General features: G+C 67.0%; 17 protein-coding genes. 9 read left to right on the forward strand and 8 right to left on the reverse strand.

Features of this window, described 5'->3' with window-relative positions; all coding sequences use genetic code 11:
• Positions 1 to 63: 63 nt before the first annotated feature.
• Genes AWC31_RS13765 through AWC31_RS13780 form a run of 4 tightly spaced genes read left to right on the forward strand, consistent with a single transcriptional unit; the run spans position 64 to position 4122 of the window.
• Positions 64 to 909, forward strand: coding sequence for a DeoR/GlpR family DNA-binding transcription regulator (locus AWC31_RS13765; protein ID WP_165765957.1), 846 nt, complete (start codon positions 64 to 66; stop codon positions 907 to 909).
• A complete protein-coding gene (locus AWC31_RS13770) occupies positions 906 to 2432 on the forward strand; it encodes a xylulokinase (RefSeq protein ID WP_085144737.1) in 1527 nt (508 codons plus the stop codon). Before AWC31_RS13765 ends, AWC31_RS13770 begins: the two co-directional genes overlap by 4 nt.
• The gene (locus tag AWC31_RS13775; RefSeq protein ID WP_085144738.1) at positions 2429 to 3466 is read left to right on the forward strand and encodes a zinc-dependent alcohol dehydrogenase; all 1038 of its coding nucleotides are present in this window, start codon (positions 2429 to 2431) and stop codon (positions 3464 to 3466) included. Before AWC31_RS13770 ends, AWC31_RS13775 begins: the two co-directional genes overlap by 4 nt.
• The gene (locus tag AWC31_RS13780) at positions 3463 to 4122 is read left to right on the forward strand and encodes a class II aldolase/adducin family protein (protein WP_085144739.1); all 660 of its coding nucleotides are present in this window, start codon (positions 3463 to 3465) and stop codon (positions 4120 to 4122) included. The genes AWC31_RS13775 and AWC31_RS13780 overlap by 4 nt, the downstream gene beginning before the upstream one ends.
• A gap of 56 nt (positions 4123 to 4178) precedes the next feature.
• On the opposite strand, the gene AWC31_RS13785 is transcribed toward AWC31_RS13780, so the two are convergent.
• Positions 4179 to 4859 carry a GntR family transcriptional regulator gene (locus AWC31_RS13785; RefSeq protein ID WP_084356849.1) on the reverse strand — a complete coding sequence of 227 codons (681 nt, stop codon included), beginning with the start codon at positions 4857 to 4859 and terminating at the stop codon, positions 4179 to 4181.
• A gap of 181 nt (positions 4860 to 5040) precedes the next feature.
• On the opposite strand from AWC31_RS13785, the gene AWC31_RS13790 reads away from it, so the two are divergent.
• The 4 genes from AWC31_RS13790 (at position 5041) to AWC31_RS13805 (ending at position 8936) form a co-directional block, all read left to right on the forward strand.
• Entirely contained in the window at positions 5041 to 5796 is a 756-nt protein-coding gene (locus AWC31_RS13790) for an HpcH/HpaI aldolase family protein (protein WP_067853580.1), read from the forward strand.
• A complete protein-coding gene (locus AWC31_RS13795; RefSeq protein WP_085144740.1) occupies positions 5793 to 7145 on the forward strand; it encodes an MFS transporter in 1353 nt (450 codons plus the stop codon). The genes AWC31_RS13790 and AWC31_RS13795 overlap by 4 nt, the downstream gene beginning before the upstream one ends.
• A 2-nt stretch (positions 7146 to 7147) precedes the next feature.
• On the forward strand, positions 7148 to 7948 hold the full coding sequence (locus AWC31_RS13800) for a carbon-nitrogen hydrolase family protein (protein WP_067853574.1): 801 nt from the start codon (positions 7148 to 7150) through the stop codon (positions 7946 to 7948).
• Between the two features lie 82 nt (positions 7949 to 8030).
• A complete protein-coding gene (locus AWC31_RS13805; RefSeq protein WP_085144829.1) occupies positions 8031 to 8936 on the forward strand; it encodes a DUF732 domain-containing protein in 906 nt (301 codons plus the stop codon).
• Here the strand turns inward: AWC31_RS13805 and AWC31_RS13810 are convergent.
• Genes AWC31_RS13810 through AWC31_RS13835 form a run of 6 tightly spaced genes read right to left on the reverse strand, consistent with a single transcriptional unit; the run spans position 8920 to position 15562 of the window.
• Positions 8920 to 9888, reverse strand: a complete 969-nt coding sequence (locus AWC31_RS13810; protein ID WP_085144741.1) for a hydroxymethylglutaryl-CoA lyase — start codon at positions 9886 to 9888, stop codon at positions 8920 to 8922. The genes AWC31_RS13805 and AWC31_RS13810 overlap by 17 nt on opposite strands.
• Before the next feature lie 4 nt (positions 9889 to 9892).
• Positions 9893 to 11275 (reverse strand): tripartite tricarboxylate transporter permease, encoded by a 1383-nt coding sequence (locus AWC31_RS13815; RefSeq protein ID WP_085144742.1) that lies wholly within the window; start codon positions 11273 to 11275, stop codon positions 9893 to 9895.
• Positions 11272 to 11751, reverse strand: coding sequence for a hypothetical protein (locus tag AWC31_RS13820; RefSeq protein WP_085144743.1), 480 nt, complete (start codon positions 11749 to 11751; stop codon positions 11272 to 11274). The genes AWC31_RS13815 and AWC31_RS13820 overlap by 4 nt, the downstream gene beginning before the upstream one ends.
• A gap of 16 nt (positions 11752 to 11767) precedes the next feature.
• On the reverse strand, positions 11768 to 13255 hold the full coding sequence (locus AWC31_RS13825; protein ID WP_085144744.1) for an aldehyde dehydrogenase family protein: 1488 nt from the start codon (positions 13253 to 13255) through the stop codon (positions 11768 to 11770).
• Between the two features lie 28 nt (positions 13256 to 13283).
• Positions 13284 to 14399, reverse strand: coding sequence for a zinc-binding dehydrogenase (locus tag AWC31_RS13830; RefSeq protein ID WP_165765958.1), 1116 nt, complete (start codon positions 14397 to 14399; stop codon positions 13284 to 13286).
• A 2-nt stretch (positions 14400 to 14401) separates the two neighbouring features.
• Positions 14402 to 15562 carry a CaiB/BaiF CoA transferase family protein gene (locus AWC31_RS13835; RefSeq protein ID WP_165765959.1) on the reverse strand — a complete coding sequence of 387 codons (1161 nt, stop codon included), beginning with the start codon at positions 15560 to 15562 and terminating at the stop codon, positions 14402 to 14404.
• Between the two features lie 175 nt (positions 15563 to 15737).
• On the opposite strand from AWC31_RS13835, the gene AWC31_RS13840 reads away from it, so the two are divergent.
• Complete coding sequence (locus AWC31_RS13840; RefSeq protein WP_165765960.1) at positions 15738 to 16658, forward strand: LysR family transcriptional regulator; 921 nt, start codon at positions 15738 to 15740, stop codon at positions 16656 to 16658.
• Positions 16659 to 16682: 24 nt separating this feature from the next.
• On the opposite strand, the gene AWC31_RS13845 is transcribed toward AWC31_RS13840, so the two are convergent.
• The gene (locus AWC31_RS13845) at positions 16683 to 17111 is read right to left on the reverse strand and encodes a MaoC family dehydratase (RefSeq protein ID WP_085144748.1); all 429 of its coding nucleotides are present in this window, start codon (positions 17109 to 17111) and stop codon (positions 16683 to 16685) included.
• Between the last annotated feature and the right edge of the window lies 1 nt (position 17112).

The raw sequence follows: 17112 nt of genomic DNA on the forward strand, positions 1-17112 counted from the left end.
GAATATGTGATGTTTCGCGTGATACGGTCGGCCGCACTATGACGTGGGTTACAGGAGGTGGCCGTGCCAGCACAGTTGCGCCGCACCAGCAATCACTCACATCGGCGTTCGGAGATCGTTGAGTTCGTCCGGGCCCGCGGGTGGGCCCGCATCGACGAGCTGGCCGATCAGTTCAGCGTGAGCACCATGACGATCCACCGCGATCTCGACCACCTCCACGCCCAGGGCATGCTGCGCAAGGTGCGGTCGGGAGCCGAAGCTCCGCCGAGCGAGGCCTTCGAGCGCAACATCGATTTGCGTAGGGCGCTCAACCTCACCGAGAAACGTGCGGTCGCGACCACCGGATTCGATTGGGCAGCAAGCCAAGTCGAGATGCAGGCCGTCGCGATGGACGACAGCACCACCGCACTGCACGTCCTGCCCCGGCTGTCGGAGCGCTTGCCGCTGACCGTGGTGACCAACTTCCTGCCCGCGATCAACGAGCTGTCGACCGACCCCCGGGTCCGGCTCAACGCCATCGGTGGTGACTACGTTCCCGAGTTCTCGTCGTTCGTCGGCGCGCAGGCGGTGCGCGCGCTGCGGGACATGCATTACGACGTGCTGTTCATGTCGGTGACAGCCGTCTCGCGCGGCATGTGCTTTCACCCGTCCAGTGCCGCAGCCGAACTCAAGCGCGCGTTCATGGAAAGCGCCGAGCTCCGGGTGCTGCTCATCGATCACACCAAGCTGGCTCGTCGAGCGATCCATCGCATCTGTGCGCTCGAAGACTTCGATGCCGTCGTCATCGATGCCGGTATCGGCGCCGATGACATGGAGCAGCTGGAAGCCACCGGCGCGAACATCATTGTGGCGCAGCCTGATCCGACACTCACGGCCGAGCTGGAATTCAGCGGGGCAACGCCGCGATGAGGTCACCGCTCGTGATCGCGGTCGACTGCTCGACGACCGCGGCGAAAGCCATCATCGTCGACGCCAAGGGTGACCTGGTGGGGACCGGTGCACAGGCGCTGGAGACCCGGACACCCGCGCCGCACTGGTTCGAGCAGGAAGCGCCGGACTGGTGGACCGCCACCGACGAAGCCGTTCGGCAGGCCCTCAGCGAGATCGACGACCGCGGTGCCGTCGCTGCCATCTGTGTCACACACCAGCGCGAGACGTTCGTCTGCCTCGACGCCGACGACAAACCGATCAGGCCGGCGATCCTGTGGATGGACGGGCGCGCGGACGCCGAAACCCGAAGGTACGGAACGCAACGCGTCGAGTTGCTGTCGGGCAAGCCCGCCGACATCACGCCCGGCCTGTACAAGCTGCTGTGGCTGCGCGATCACGAGCCCGACACGATGGCCCGCTGTCATCGCATCGCCGACGTGCACACGTATCTCACGCACGCCATGACCGGGCAGTGGATGTCGAGCACCGCCTCGGTGGACCCGCTGGCGTTGATCGACCAGGCCACGGGTGACTATAGCGGCGAGCTCCTCGAGCTCGCCGGGCTGAACCGCGGCCAGTTGCCCGACCTGGTGCCCACGGGCACCTCGCTCGGACCGTTGCGGCCCGAGATCGCCGAATCGTGGGGGCTCAACGGGGATGTCGTGGTGGTCGCGGGTACCGGAGACGGCCAGGCCGCCGGTCTTGGCCTCGGTGTGACCGATCCCGGAGTCGCGTATCTGGTGCTCGGCACCGCGGTCGTGATCGGTGCCGAGATGACGTCGTACCTGCCGTCCCGCGCCTACCGGTCGATGATCTCGGCGATGCACGGCCAGACCACCGCGGAGACCTTCAGCTCGTCGGGCACCTATCTGCCGACGTGGTTTCGCACCGAGTTCGGCGATCCGGAGCTGGGCGGCGCGCCCGACCCGCGGCTTGAGCGCGACGCCGCCGCACTGCCGGTGGGCAGCGAGGGCCTGCTGACCCTGCCGTACTGGAACGGTGCGCAGACTCCACACTGGGACAGCCGGGCTTCCGGCATAACCATCGGCTGGCGTGGCTGCCATACCAAGGCCCACATGTACCGGTCCTTGCTCGAAGGCATCGCCTTCGAACTCCGCATGCAACTCGACGGACTCGAAGCGGCCCGTGGTGAACGCGTCGAGGTGCTGCGCGCAATGGGCGGCGGTGCGCGCAGCGTGTTGTGGACCCAAATCATGGCCGACGTGTTCGGCAGGCCGCTGGAAGTCTGCGCCTCCGGGGAGGTGAGCGCACTCGGTGCCGCCGCGGTCGCATTGACGGCGATCGGTGAATTCACCTCCATCCCCGAAGCCGCGGCCGCGGTCGCGCGCACCGATGCCGTGATCGAGCCGCGCACCGACGCCTCGGCCCGCTACGCCGAGTTACGCGCCCTGTACCAACGCATCTTCACCGAAACCCGGGACATGCTGCACACCCTGCACGACCTGGGCCAGCACCACGAAACACGAGGAGATCAACAATGAGAGCGGCCATGTTCTATGGGCCAGGAGACTTGCGGCTGGAAGACGTCGCGGCCACCGAACCCGGGCCGGGCGAGGTGCTGGTGGACGTGAAAGCCGCAGCGACGTGCGGCACCGACTTGAAGTCGTATCGGCGCGGCCACCCCAAGCTCTTCCCGACGCTGCCGTCCCGGTTCGGTCATGAATTCGCAGGCGTCGTCTCGGCCGTCGGCGACGGCGTCGACAAGTTCGCCGTCGGCGACCGCGTCGTCGCGGCCAACACCGCGCCGTGCGGGCACTGCTGGGCATGCACGCGCGGACGCCAAAGCCTCTGCGAGAACCTGGAATTCCTCAACGGGGCGTTCGCGGAACAGGTGATCATTCCGGCCGCGATCGTCGAACGCAACACCTATCTGTTGCCCGACGATCTCGACTTCGCCTCCGCGGCACCGCTGGAGCCGTTGGCCACCGTCGTCCACGGTATGGACGAAACCGGCATTCAGCTCGGGGACACCGTCGTCGTGCACGGGGCGGGACCGATCGGCCTGATGTTCGTGCGGCTCGCGACGCTGCGCGGCGCCAACGTGATCTCGGTCGACCAGTCACCATGGCGGCTGCAGCAGGCCAGCCAGGCCGGTGCGGTGGATACCGTTGACCTGTCCGAGGTTTCGGATTTCGAAGACCGGGTCGCGATGATCAAGGCGCGCACACCGCATGGGCGGGGCGCCGACGTCGCCATCGAGGCGGTCGGGCTGCCGCAGGTGTGGGAACAGACCGTGCGGACCCTGCGGCCCGGCGCAACGGCGGTGCTGTTCGGCGGTACACCGAAAGGTGCGCCGTTTTCCGTCGACTCCTCCGCCATGCATTACGAGGAGTACACCCTCAAGGGCGTCTTCCACCACACCCCCAACTACGTGCGGACCGCGGTGGAGTTGTTGGCGAGCAAGAAAGTCGACGGGTCGATGCTGGTGACCGAGTGCAGGCCGCTGGAAGCACTGCTGCCGAGTCTGGAGGACATGGCCGCGGGCCGCGGTTCGAAGTACGTGTTGGAGCCATGAGCGCGCCGACCCAGCTCGCCGCCGAGCGTCAGCAGGTCGTCGAGGCCTGTCAGTTCCTGAGCCGCTCCGGGCTCGTGGTCGGGACCGCGGGCAACGTGTCGATACGGGTCGGCGACCTCGTGGTGATCTCGCCGAGCGGCGTCGACTACGAGGCGATGTCGGCGCGCGACGTCGGGATCCACGACCTCGACGGCAACGCCGTGGACGCCGCCTTGGCACCGTCCAGCGAACTCGCGCTGCACCTCGCGGTGTACCGGACGACCGAGCACACCGCGGTCGTGCACACCCACGGGCCGGCCTCCACCGCGTTGTCGACCGTCGTCGACGAGGTGCCCGCATCGCACTACTATTCGGCGCTGTTCGGCGGTGCCGTACGGGTCGCGCCGTACGCCACGTTCGGTACACAGGCGTTGGCCGACAACGTGACCACCGCACTGCGCGATCGCACCGCCGCCCTGATGGGCAACCACGGTGCCGTCCTCGTCGGTCGAGCGCTCCCGAAGGTGCTGAACCTCGTGCCCTACCTCGAGTACATCTGCGACGTGCAACTGCGGGCGATGGCCAGCGGTGCACCCGTCCGCGTGCTCGATGGCGAAGAGATCGCCGAAGTCGGCCGTCGGCTCGCCGGTTACGGTCAACAGGCGACGCGGGGCTGACGAAATGGCTACGCGCAGAGCCTGATTGCGACCATCGCGTCGGTCTCGACGCATTGCTACTGCGCCGGTAGCAAAACCACGACCTCGGGCACCGGCTGCAGGTGTTCCTGGAGAATGCGCAGCGATTCCGCGGCATCACACTTGCCCAGCGCCGCGACCAGCGCCCGATGCTGGGCGTTGATCGTGTCGAGCCGCTGCGGGCCGACGTGCAGCATGCGGACGGCCAACCGCTGCTGGCGGGACCGCAGCGAGTCGTACAGCTCGGTGAGGACGGAGTTCCCGGCCGCCCGCACCAGCGTCAGGTGAAACTCCCGGTCGAGGTGGGCCACGGTGAACCAGTCCCGTTCCCGCCCAGCCTGTTCCATCGGTTCGAGGAAGTTCGCCATGTCTTCTGCGGCAGAGCCGTTGCGTGCGCACGTCGTGTTGATCGCGTTGCCCTCGATCAACAGTCGGGCCTGATAGACCTCTTCGAGTTCGCGCGCCGTCACCATGCGCACCTGTGCGCCCTTGCGGGGGTTCAGCGTGACGAATTTCTCGGCGGCGAGCCGGTGAAGCGCTTCGCGCACCGGAGTTCGCGACACGCCCATCGTGCGGGACACCCACTGCTCATCGAGGAACATGCCGCCCTCGAGGGTGCCGCGGATGATCTCGTCCCGCAGCCATTCGTACACGCGGTCGCGCGCCGGTCCGGTTGCGGTGGGCTCATCTGGCCGACCGACCAGCGCCGATGGCGACATACAGATCCTTTCCTCGGAAATGAGGCTACCTCCGTGCCGGAATGCAGCATATCTACGGTGGACACCCCAAGAATGCGTCGTGTATACATGACGCATTACAGACCTGTGTGGGCCATCACACCGTCGTCGTGGTGCACCGCGGCCCCGCTCTGCCCATCTCGTCGAACAAGGAGTCACTCATATGCCGAGCACCGTCCCCGCCGATCGTCGTAATGCCATCTGGCTGTCGGATCCAAGCGTCGCCGCCGCCGAGATCGCGCGCGGCATCGGCTACGGAGCCGTGGTCCTCGACATCGAGCACGGTGCGTTCGACCTCGCCGATCTCGAGAGATTCATTCCGTTCCTGCGTCACCTTGGCATGGAGGTTCTCGCGAAAGTGCTTGGCCCCGAACGCGGCCCGATTCAGCAGGCACTCGACTTCGGCGCCACCACGGTCGTCATCCCCCACATCGAGAACGCGGCGCATGCCAAGGCCGTGACAGCGTTCGCCAAGTTCCCCCCGCTCGGTGACCGGAGCTTCGCCGGTGGCCGCACGTCGAACTACGGGGGCTTCACCGACGATTGGGTTCGTGAGCAGGACACCACCACGCGCTGCTATCCGATGATCGAGGACGCAGGCGCCATCGAGGACATCGCCGAGATCCTCGCGTTGGACACCGTCGACGGTGTTTTCGTCGGCCCGTCCGATCTGTCGCTGCGGCGGGACCGCGGTGCATACTCACGCGAGGACGGCGACTTCGCCGACCTCGCGGTCATCGCCGCTGCCGCCGCCGAAGCCGGAAAGCCCTGGGTGCTGCCCGCATGGAGCAAAGAGGAAAAGGAGTTCGCCGTCGCCCACGGCGCCGATCAGATGGCCCTCATGATGCAACATGGCGCGTTGGCGGCCGGATTCACCGCACCGTTCGAGCAGGTCGCTGCCATCCGGGCCGGCCGATGACCGCGCAAATCCCCGGGGCGGTCTCGCCGGACGAGGCCGCAAGCCGACCGTCGTCAGGTATCGGCCGCGCCCGCTGGTCGATCGCAGGGGTCCTGGGTGTCGGCATGTTCGTCAACTACATCGACCGGGTCAACCTGTCGATCGCGGCCCCCGAAATCATGCGGGACTTCGACATCAGCGCCTCCCAGATGGGCATGGTGTCATCGGCATTCCTGTGGACATACGCCATGCTGCAGATGCCGATCGGGTCGTTCATCGACAAGATCGGCGTCAAATGGGTGAACCGGGCCGCGGCATTCTTGTGGACGGTCGCGTCGTTCGCGTCGGCGGCTGCCGGCGGTCTCGGTCTGCTCCTCGCAGCACGCCTCGTCCTCGGTGTCGGTGAGGCACCGACCGTCCCGGCCGGCTGGAAGGCCATCGGCCAGTGGTTCCCCCGACAGGAAAGAGGAACCGCCACAGCAATATTCGACGGGTGCGCGAAGCTGTCCAATGTGATCGGGATCCCGGTCATGGCCTATCTGGTCACTGCGTTCAGCTGGCACGCGGCCTTCATCTTCACCGGCGTCCTGTCGCTGCTGTACCTGTTGGTCTGGTGGTTCCTGTACCTGACGCCGAAGCAGGCGCTTGCCAAGGGGCGGCTGACACAGGCCGAGTTCGATTTCATCCGGGAGGGCGGCGCCGAAGACGAGGACGCCCAGACCTCCGGCTCACTCAACGGCCTCGGCTATCTGCTGCGCCGCCGCAAGACCTGGGGACTGGCGCTCGGCTACGCGTCCTACACCTACGCCTACTACGTGCTGTTGACCTGGCTTCCCGCCTACCTGGAAAAGCAGTTCGGGGTGAACCTGCTCAAAGGCGGCCTGTACACGATGGTTCCGTGGCTCGTCGCAGTCGTGGCGCAGTTTTTGATCGCGGGCATCCTGATGGACCGCTGGTTGGCCCGCACCGGTGACGTCACCAAGGTTCGGCGCACGGTGCTGGTCGTGAGCCTGCTCGCATCGCTGTCGGTCACCGGTGCCGCGTACGCCGACTCGATCGCGGTCGCCATCGTGTTCCTGTCGATCGGCGCGGCCGGCCTGGCCGTATCCGTCCCCGCGGGCGCGAGCATCGTCGCGCTCATCTCGCCCCAGGGCTACACCGGCTCGCTCGGCGGCATCGTCAACTTCATCGCGAACCTACTCGGTATCGCGGCTCCGATCGTCACCGGCATGGTGGTCGACGCGACCGGCTCCTTCTCCGGCGCCTTCATCGCGACCGGTGCCGTGCTGCTCGGCGGAATCTTCTGCTACACAGCGGTGCTCGGCAAGATCGAGAGAATGCCCGCACCGAACTCCCCGGAAAGGAAATGACAGTGGTCGACATCGCCGTAGCCCAGTTCGCACCAGGTACCGACAAAGCGGAGAACCTCCGGAGCATCGCCAAGTTCACCGCCGAAGCCGCCGCGAGCAACGCACGCGTACTCGCTTTCCCTGAGTACTCGATGTTCACCGTGCCCGTCATGGACAACCGGTTCGTCGAATCCGCCGAAGGTCTCGACGGTCCCTTCGTGACTGGTCTGCGAGAGATCGCCGTCCAGCACGGCATGCACCTGGTGGCCGGCATCAATGAAGCGATCGCAGGCGAGAACCGCATCTTCAACACGCTGGTTGCCGTCTCGCCCGCAGGCGAGATCGAGGCGCGCTACCGCAAGCTGCACCTCTACGACGCCTTCGGGTACAAGGAATCCGACATGGTGAAGCCGGGTTCGGTCGAAAAGCCCGAGACCTTCGTCGTCGACGGCATCACGTTCGGTATGCAAACGTGCTATGACCTGCGTTTCCCTGAGGTCACCCGGCGGATCGTGGACGCGGGTGGCGACGTGCTGCTTCTACCCGCGGAATGGGTTCCCGGCCCGCTCAAGGAAGACCACTGGACGACGCTCGTCCGCGCCAGGGCGATCGAGAACACGATCTATGTCGCCGCGGCCGACCAGAGTGCACCGGCGGGTTCGGGCGCCAGCGCGATCATCGACCCGATGGGCCTGGTGCTGGCGAGTTTGGGTGAGCGCGTAGGGACCGTGACCGCGAAGGTCGATCCAGAGCGCATCACCGAGGTCAGGGCGAAGAACCCCGCCCTTTCCCTGCGTCGCTTCACAATTGCGCCCAACGGGTAGCCGCTGCGGCCCGCCACCTGAGTAGGCGCCGATCCCGTCAACCACCGCGCCCGCGCGGCGAAACCGGCATATAACGGTGGTGATGTGGAAGTTCAGACGCCGTGGATCGACGCCTGCGCCGTGCCCGTACTGCGGCTCGCCCGTCGATGCCGACGGCACGTGTGGTCGCTGCGGGCCCTCGAAGACGTCCCCCGGTCTGTCGGGATGGCGTCCGGATCCCACAGCGCGCCACGAGGGCCGCTATTACGTCGCCGGACGGCCCACCAACCGCGTGCGCAACGGCAAAGCCGAGTCGACCGATCCGGTCGGCGGACAGCTCCTGCCGGACTACGTCGAATTGCCCGCCCGGTCCGGCCTGCGCTACACGTGGCTCGGAACGGGCGTGGCGACCGCGGTCCTCGTCTTCGTCGCGGCCGTGGTGTGGGTGCTGCTGCGAGCGGATCACGGGTCCCCGCTTCCGCCGGAAGCCCGTTACCTGTCGTCGCTCAAGGACGCCGGGCTGACCGACCAGTTCAACTCCGATGCCAACGCCGTCGCGCACGGCAGGCAGGTATGCCGTCAACTCGAGGACGGTGGGCCTCAACAAGGCCTGCATGCCGACAAGATCGCCGTCGACGCGTTCTGCCCCGACTTCGCCCATGGCTTCCACATCCTCGAAACCGCGTCCGTTCCGGGCACTTTCGTACTCATCGACACCGCGGGCACGGACGCGATCATCTCCGACGGATCATCCTGCGAGGGCGCGAACGGGTACGCCGACGTCGGCCCGACCACCCCGGTGATCGTCAAGAGCGGCAAAGGCGAGATCCTCACCACCACATCCCTCGGGGAGGGCAAGGGCGGCAACGCCAACTGCACGTTCTCATTCACATTCCCGATCACCGAAGGCCAGGACCGCTACGTCGTCTGCATCGGACGTCGAGGCGAGTTCATCTACACCTTCGAACAACTCAGATCGCGCGGCGTTCAGGTCAGCCTGGGCGGTTGACGTCGCACGAGAGCGCGGCGGCCACCCGTGACTGGGTGCGCTTACCCAACGCGCAGGTCATCGCCACGCCCGCCGCTACGACAGCATGCATATCGACCCCCGTTGCGATGCCCAGGCCGGTCAGCATCCACAGCAGGTCCTCGGTGGCTAGATTGCCGGTAGCCGATCCGGCGAACGGGCAACCGCCGATGCCACCGGCAGACGCGTCGTACGTCGTGATTCCCGCGCGCAGCCCGGCGTGGACGTTCGCCAGGGCCTGCCCGTAGGTGTCGTGAAAGTGCAGTGCCAGCGTGTCGACCGGAATACCGAGGGAGAGGTGGGCGTCGATGATGCGGCCGACGTGGCCGGTAGTGCCGACGCCGATCGTGTCACCCAACGACACTTGGTAGCAACCGGCGTCAATCAGGGACCCGGAAACCTCGGCGACCGCACCGGGTGCGACGTGTCCCTCCCACGGGTCGCCGAAGCACATCGATACGTATCCGCGGACCGTCAGGCCGTTTTCGAGCGCCGCGGTTGTGACTTGCAGCGCTGCATCGATCGCCGCGGACCGGGTCATGTTGAGATTGCGTTGTGCGAAAGTCTCTGTTGCGCTGACGAATACCGCGACCGAGCGAGCACCGGCGTCGAGCGCCCGGTCGAGCCCGCGCTGGTTCGGCACCAGCACGGGGTACGGGGCGAGGTCTGGCCCGAGGCCCGCGAGCACCGCCTCGGCGTCCGCAAGCTGGGGCACCCACCTGGGTGAGACGAAGCTCGTCGCCTCGACGATCTGCAGTCCTGCGGATCTGAGACGCCCGATGAACTTGATCTTCTCGGCCGTCGGCACAACGGCTTGCTCGGCCTGGAGTCCGTCGCGCGCGCCGACCTCGTAGACGGTGACGCGCCCCGGCAGACCGGTCTCCGGATGGATTGTGGGCAACCCGGGTGGCGGGTTGGCCGGCGCAGTGGTCATGCCATCACCCGAGCAGCACCGGCACGGACAGCACCGACACGTAGTAGGCCATGCATTGGACGCCGACGTGCATGCCGATCACCTTGTTCATGATGCCGCCGACAAGACCGACTGTGAGCATCACGATGACGCCGTACAACCCACCCTCATACATCGCGACGACGAGGACCAGACCGGCGAATGCTCCGATGACGGCCTCGTGGCTGAGCCGACGTGCGACGAAAAGTGCTGCCCGACGGGCGTAGCGGACGGTCAGCGGGTAGGCGATGAGCCCAGCGAGGATCACCCCGACGAGGCTGAAGATCAGGAACTGCGGTGCGGTGAGCATCGTGTGCAGGTTGTTGATCTCCTGCCCCTCGCCGCCGACCGTGAAGACCGGTGGGGCGTTGAACAGTGGCGCGGCGGCCCCTGCCGCGATCGGGCTCAACGGAAGACCGACCGCTACGAGCGGGATCAGCGTCTCGGCAAGGTAAGTCGAATCGGTGACGCCGTTGCGGACGGAGATGACTCGCGTCAGGCGCTGGTAGGCGTGCTTGACCCGTGAACCCACGATGTCGCCCACGAGGATCGCCATCGCGAGAGGGCTCACGACGAAGGTCAGGCTCGTCGCCGTCGCTGCGACAGCAGTATCCCGGGTCTCCTTGCGGTTGAGCACCGTGAGCGGGTTCGGCATCCGGCGGGGACCTGACTCGGCCGCCTCCGGAGCGAGCCAGAACGTCGGACGTCGGTCCCGGACAAGCGATTTCCTTGTCAGCGGTGAGGAGAGACCGACGAGGTCGATGATCATGGGGCCGATGGCCAACCCGACGAAGAAGCTGATGGCCAGGGTCTTACCGGTCTGCTCGGCGACAAAGGTGTTGAGGCCGGTGATCATCGCGGTGAGCGGCACAAGCGCAAGCACGGACGCCCAGCGGCCCCGGGACAGATAAGCGATGACGATGGCGATGACCGGGAACAGGTACGGCACGATCTGCTTGAGGTCGCCGGCCACTTTCGCCAGCAGGCTCGCGGCCAGGACGGCGACGGGCACCGCGATGAGCGCGGCAACCAGCGCCGCCGAGATCATCTTGCGTAGCGCGATGTGTGGAACGCCCAGACGGCGAAGGTAATTCGCCTCTTCCATCAGTGCGATGGCCATGGTGTCGCCGGGGATGCCGAGCAACGTCGTCGGGACGGCGTGCGTCATGTGCTTTGCCGCGGCTCCGGCGATGAAGAAAGCGAGGACCCCCGCAGGCGGCACTCCGAGTAACACGACGGCCAGGGTCAACGGCGCCAGTGTGGCGGTCTCATCGGTACCCGACACCAGCCCGAGGAACGAGAAGATGACAGCGCCGGCCAGGCCGGCGAGAAGCGCGGCGGTCAAGCCGTCGAGCACCTGGAGAGTCACGCCGTCCGTCCCGTCTCCGCCCGGCCGGCGTTCTCGGCGAGCCGGCGCTCGGCCTCCGCGAAGACGTCGTAGAGCCCGAGTCGGCGCATCTCCTCCTGCTCGGCCTCGCTCAAGGACGCCAGGGTTCCGAGACCCAGCGGCAGCTGCGCGAGTTCCATCGCTGCGGCGATCTGTTCCTCGGGGTCGAGTTGACGCTCGGTGACGATGCGCTTCGGCTTGAAGAGCCGTGCCGAGATCATGGCCGCGACCAAACAGGCCGCCAGACCGGCGAGCATCGCGTAGGTGCGCGCGAGGTCCTGATTGTCCATCGTGGCGGTGAACAGCGCCCGCGCGCCCAGGAACGACGGTACGGCCAACAGCACGCTGAGGGTGACGGCGATCTTGACGTGGCGCTCGTCGACCGTGTCTCCCCAGACCTCGACGAGGTGCAGATCGTCGGTCTGTTCGGTTGCACGCCGAGTGGATGCTCGTGTCATTCTGTTCTCAGATCGCTCAGGCGCCGGCGATGTCGACGAAAAGTGTTCGGGTTCTGGAGTATTCACGCAGTGCTTCAACGCCCTTCTCGCGGCCGTAGCCGCTGTCGCGGGTGCCGCCGAACGGCAGCTCCACGCCGCCGCCCGGGGCGTAGCCGTTGACGTACGCCTGCCCGACATCGAGGCTTCTGGCCGCCCGCAACGCCCGGTCGACATCCTGGCACCAGACCGCGGCGGTGAGGCCGTAACGGCTGTTGTGCGCAGCGTCGACCGCCTCGGAGTCGGACGACACCGTGGTCACGGCGAGCAACGGACCGAAGACTTCCTCGGCGAACAGTTCGGTGTCCTGGTCCACCCCGTCGAACAACACTGGCGCCACGAAGTAGCCGGTGAGTCCGCTCGCCTCGGCGGCACGGCCCGCGACGACCGACCCGGCGGCCAACGCGCGCTCGAGGAATCCCTGAACGCGCTTGGCTTGCTGCTCCGAGATGACCGGCCCGACAGTCGGATCCGTGAGGCCGTGGCCCATGGTCGCTTCGTTGAAATACGGGGCCAGTGCCGAGACAAGCTCAGTGTGCAGCGATTCATGCACGATGACGCGCGTGCCAGCGGTGCATGTCTGGCCGGCGTGCAACAGCAGGGCACGAGCGATGACCGGCGCAGCCCGCGTCACGTCAGCGCCCTCCAGCACGAGGTGCGCAGATTTACCGCCCAGCTCAAGCAGCGTAGGGCGGCCACGCGACGCGCAGGCCGCGGCGACGATGCGCCCGGTGGCGACCGAGCCGGTGAACGAGACGTGGTCGATGTGGGGGTGCGCGGTCAGGGCCGATCCCGCCTCGGCCCCACCGGGCACGACGTTGAGCACACCGGCCGGAAAGCCGGCTTCTCGCGCGAGACGCGCATAGCTGAGTGCGACGAGCGGTGCCTCGTCGGCCGGCTTGACCACAGTCGCGTTGCCGACAGCGAGCGCGGCGCCGACCGAACGCGCGGTGATCTGTGCGGGATAGTTCCACGGGATCACATGGCCGGTGACACCGTGGGGCTCGTTCTCCACGACCGCGAGCGATCCCCGGCCCAGCGGAATGGAGTCGCCGAGGAAGCCCTCGACGACCGAACCGTAGAAGTCGAAATACCGTGCAGCCGCGGTGATGTCGGCACGGCCCTGGGTCAGCGGTTTGCCGGTGTCACGGGTCTCGAGCCGCGCGAGCACATCGGCGTCACGCCGCACCAGATCGGCGAGCCGGCGCAGCAGCGTGCCACGCCGGCTCGGCGCGAGAGCCGCCCACTCCGGCGCGGCCCGCGAGGCGGCTGACACGGCATCGTCGACCTCATCGGCGGTGGCCGAGCCGACTGTGGCCAGTGCACCGGCCGTTGCCGGGTCGATGTTCTCGACCCAGTGCGTCGGCTCGCGCAGCTCGCCGCCGATGTCGAGGGCGAATCGCTCAGTCAGGGTGGAGCCGTGGTCGCCGAGCGATCCGCGCAGAGCCTCGAGATTGGCGAGAGTCATGGGTTCCTTCCAGTCGTGGGTCAGGGGGTCAGGAGCTGCGGCCGGGACGGATGATCGGTTTGATCTCGTCCATGCGCTTCATGGCAGCCATCGCCTGGGCGAGTTCGTCGAGGCGGTACTCGTTGCCGAGCATCCGGCTCCAGTCGAAGCGGTCCTGATATCGATCGAGAAACTGCATGGCGGTGTGGTAGTCGCCGATCTCGCCACTCATGGAGCCGATCACCGAGATGCCGCGCGTGACGATTGTCGACACGTCGACCGATTGCGGCGGCCCGCCGAGGGTGCCGAGCATGACATAACGTCCACCGCGCGCCATCATCTGCACGCCTTCGGTCATCACGCCGGGCGCGCCCGCCAGTTCGAAGGCTATCGACGCACCTCGGCCCGTGATAGACCGCACCTCCGCGACCCGCGCAGCAGGGTCGGCGGCGGGATCGACGAGAACGGTGTCGGTGGCGCCCCATTCGCGAGCGAGCGCGAGGCGGTCCTCGGGGCCCCCGACCACCACGAGCTTGCGCGGCTCGTGCAGCGAGAGCATGGCCGTGGCGAACAGCCCGAGCGGACCGGCGCCCTGCACCACCACCGTGTCGGCACAATCGATCCTGCCGGCGAGGTCGAGCGCCTTGACGACGGTTCGCAGGGCGCAGCTGCCCGCGGACGCCCACGCGGAGTCGACTCCATCGGGGATCCGGACTCGCCCGGCTGCGGGCCGGACGATCGCGTACTCAGCGAAGGTGCCGGTGAAGTGAGGCGTCTCGGCGCAGCTGGTCAGGTAGGCGATGTAGCGGCTGGCGCACAGCACCGGCTCGCGTAGCACCGTGCACTCGTGGCAGCGGCCGCACGGCACATGCGCCCACACGACACGGTCACCGACCTGCAGACGCTGGCCGACGCTGTCGACATCGGCACCGTCACCGACTTCCACGATCCGGCCTGCCATTTCGTGACCGAGGATCAGCGGCGGTTCGACCGGGAGGGAGAGATTGCCCTGCCACACGTGAACGTCGGAACCGCATACCGTGGCGACGTCGATCTCGACGACGAGGCCACCCGGCACCGCTCTGGGCCGTGGATACTCGCGAATCTCGAAGTCCGCCTTGTAATCTTGCATCACCGCCGCGCGGCCCATCGGCGTGGTCACCATGGTCATGCACCTTCTCTCACGTCGTCGCGCCATGCGCCGATCTCTGCCAGCACCTGCGCGGTGTGCTCCCCCAGCTCGGGCGCGCGCCCGAGTTCACGGGTGCCTGTCGGCCCCAGCGGAGAGCGCGCAATCAGCAGTCCATCGTCTTCGGTGATCAGTCGCATCGCCGCGGACTGTTCACTGCGGGCCGCCTCGGCCGGCGTCCGAACTGGCGCGACCAACACCCGGCGAGCCCGCAGTCGTGTCAGCAACTCGTCGACGGTGAGCCGTCCGACGGCGTCCTGTAGTGCGGCATCGACGTGTTCGCGGGCCGCGACTCGGCCGGCGTTGCGGCTCCAAGCTTCCCGTCCAAGCGTATGGCTCGCATCGAGCGCATCAACGAGCCGGACATACATGGCGTCGTTCGTGGCGCCGAGTACCACGTGCCCGTCGGCCGCGGCGAACGCACGGTACGGAACGATCGACGGATGGGCACTGCCCCAGGCCTTTGTCGCTTCGCCACCGGCGGACACCCCGGCGATCACAGTTCCGAGCGCGCTGATCGCCGTCGCGTAGAGGGACACATCGATGCGGCGTCCTCGGCCCGTCCGACCCCGCTCCACCAACGCCGCGAGAACCCCGTTCACAAGGGCGGCACCGGTCGCGAGATCCACCATCGCAACGCCGAACCGGACCGGCTCGCCGTCGGGCAGGCCGGTGATGCTCATCAGCCCCGACTCCGCCTCGACGATCACCTCGGTGCCGGCGTCGGTCGCCATGGGGCCGTCGATCCCGAAGCCGGTGATCGAGCCGTAGACGATTGACGGATGTCGTGCGAGCACCTCGTCGGCCGAGATACCCAGCCGTTCGGTGACTCCCGGGCGGAAATTCTCGACGACGACGTCTGCCGTGCCGATGAGGCGGTGGACAGCGGCCCGGCCCTCGTCCGTCGTGAGGTCGATTGCGACACTGCGCTTACCGCGGTTGATCGCGTGGAAGTACGCGCTGGTCTGGTCCACGAAGGGCGGGCCCCAGGCGCGCGTCTCATCGCCGATCTCGGGCATCTCGATCTTGATGACGTCAGCGCCCAGCTCAGCCAGCAGCATCGTCGCGTATGGGCCGGCGAGGACGCGGGTGAAGTCGACGACGCGTACCCCGGCCAGGGGCTGAAAGCACGTAGTCACCAGGACGCCGGCCCTTCGGCAAGGCTGCGGGAACTGTGTCGCGTCATGCACATACTTCTGGCTGTCTCCTCTGGCTCGCGCGGCGTGACCGCCAACACACCCATTGCGTGGTCCCGGTCACGATACGAGCCGAATTAATGCGCCCGCACGCTTTAATTTGCATACTCTCTTGCGCGTGACACATGAATTGCCGGTCTTGGACTCCGATATCGACCTCAGCCTGCGCGATCTGCGGCTCATCCTCGAGGTCGCCGAACGGCGCTCGTTCACCGATGCCGCACAAGCCGTGCACATGTCGCAGAGCGCGTTGAGCCGCGCCGTCAACGACGCGGAACGCCGACTCGGTGCGCGCCTGTTCGAGCGGACCACCCGATCGGTGGAGCCGACCGCGGTCGGTGCTGAATTGATCCGCATCGGCACCTCGATGGTGTCCGACTATCAACGCGGCCTGCGCGAGTTCACGTTGTTCCGCGACGGCCTCGGCGGTGTCGTGCGCGTGGCGGCGCTGCCGTCGATCGCCGCGACGATGTTGCCGTCGCTCGTCGCCGACCTCAAAGTCGAGTCCCCGGGCATCGTGATAGACATCGTCGACACGCTCGCGCATGTCGCCACCGAACAGCTGCTCGCCGGACGGGTCGATTTCGCCATCACCGTCGATGACGGATTGCCCGCCGATGTCGCATTCTCTCCGCTGGCCAAGGATCGGTTCCACGTGGTGTTCCGCGCCGACCATGCCTTCCACGGTCGCAGGCAGGTCGCTTGGCGGGAGCTCGCCGACGAGCCGTTCGTGACCTTCGGTGAAGCCAGCAGCCTGCGGGCGCTGACCGACGCTACCTTCGAGCGTCTGCACATCCGCCCCAAGCAGACTTTTGAGGCCCAGAACATCGCGGTGATCGCCGGTCTCGTCGCCGCCGGTCTCGGTGTCTCCGCGGCACCCGCAATGGTGTTGCCACTGATGTCTTTTGCCGGCCTCGGGACAGCCGAACTGATCGAACCGACAGTCGACCGCGATCTCGGGCTCGCCTATGTGCCGGGGCGCTCCCGGTCGCCCGCCGCCCGCTATGTCGCCGATGCGCTACGGGCCTCCATCAGCTGACTTCGGCAGGCAAGCTGCGACGAGTCAGCCACCCAGATCCATCGTGTAGCAGACTGCGGTCCCGTCGAGCACGAGTGTTCCGTCGTCGCGTGTCACCGTCGTGACGAGTTCTGTTATCGGTTTGTCAGCGCGCACGGCCGTAACCTCCACCCGGCCGGTGATGGTGTCGCCCGGCCGGACGGGCGCCCTGAAGTTCCAGTTGACGTTCAAGAAGACCGTTCCCGGTCCTGGAAGCTTCTCCGCGACAACGGCATTCAGTATCGCGCTGGTGACCCCACCCTGGACGACGATCTCGCCGAAGCGGGACGCCTTGGCGGCCGCCTCGTCGTAGTGGATCGGGTTGCGGTCTCCGCTGAGTTCGGTGAACTTGGCGATGTCATCCGCACCGATGGTGCGCGACATCTCCGCGGTCTCCCCCACCGCTGGAACGCGACGCGTCGAAGACTCTTGCATG

It is taken from the genome of Mycolicibacterium wolinskyi (assembly GCF_002101965.1).
GTDB lineage: Bacteria > Actinomycetota > Actinomycetes > Mycobacteriales > Mycobacteriaceae > Mycobacterium > Mycobacterium wolinskyi.

What these genes read in the sequence shown, in the direction of transcription:
- AWC31_RS13785 (WP_084356849.1), bottom strand. Translation starts at nt 4,859, where the DNA reads ATGTCGCCATCGGCGCTGGTCGGTCGGCCAGATGAGCCCACCGCAACC.
- AWC31_RS13795 (WP_085144740.1), top strand. Translation starts at nt 5,793, where the DNA reads ATGACCGCGCAAATCCCCGGGGCGGTCTCGCCGGACGAGGCCGCAAGC.
- AWC31_RS13820 (WP_085144743.1), bottom strand. Translation starts at nt 11,751, where the DNA reads ATGACACGAGCATCCACTCGGCGTGCAACCGAACAGACCGACGATCTG.
- AWC31_RS13790 (WP_067853580.1), top strand. Translation starts at nt 5,041, where the DNA reads ATGCCGAGCACCGTCCCCGCCGATCGTCGTAATGCCATCTGGCTGTCG.
- AWC31_RS13845 (WP_085144748.1), bottom strand. Translation starts at nt 17,111, where the DNA reads ATGCAAGAGTCTTCGACGCGTCGCGTTCCAGCGGTGGGGGAGACCGCG.
- AWC31_RS13810 (WP_085144741.1), bottom strand. Translation starts at nt 9,888, where the DNA reads ATGACCACTGCGCCGGCCAACCCGCCACCCGGGTTGCCCACAATCCAT.
- AWC31_RS13780 (WP_085144739.1), top strand. Translation starts at nt 3,463, where the DNA reads ATGAGCGCGCCGACCCAGCTCGCCGCCGAGCGTCAGCAGGTCGTCGAG.
- AWC31_RS13830 (WP_165765958.1), bottom strand. Translation starts at nt 14,399, where the DNA reads ATGGTGACCACGCCGATGGGCCGCGCGGCGGTGATGCAAGATTACAAG.
- AWC31_RS13770 (WP_085144737.1), top strand. Translation starts at nt 906, where the DNA reads ATGAGGTCACCGCTCGTGATCGCGGTCGACTGCTCGACGACCGCGGCG.
- AWC31_RS13805 (WP_085144829.1), top strand. Translation starts at nt 8,031, where the DNA reads ATGTGGAAGTTCAGACGCCGTGGATCGACGCCTGCGCCGTGCCCGTAC.
- AWC31_RS13775 (WP_085144738.1), top strand. Translation starts at nt 2,429, where the DNA reads ATGAGAGCGGCCATGTTCTATGGGCCAGGAGACTTGCGGCTGGAAGAC.
- AWC31_RS13825 (WP_085144744.1), bottom strand. Translation starts at nt 13,255, where the DNA reads ATGACTCTCGCCAATCTCGAGGCTCTGCGCGGATCGCTCGGCGACCAC.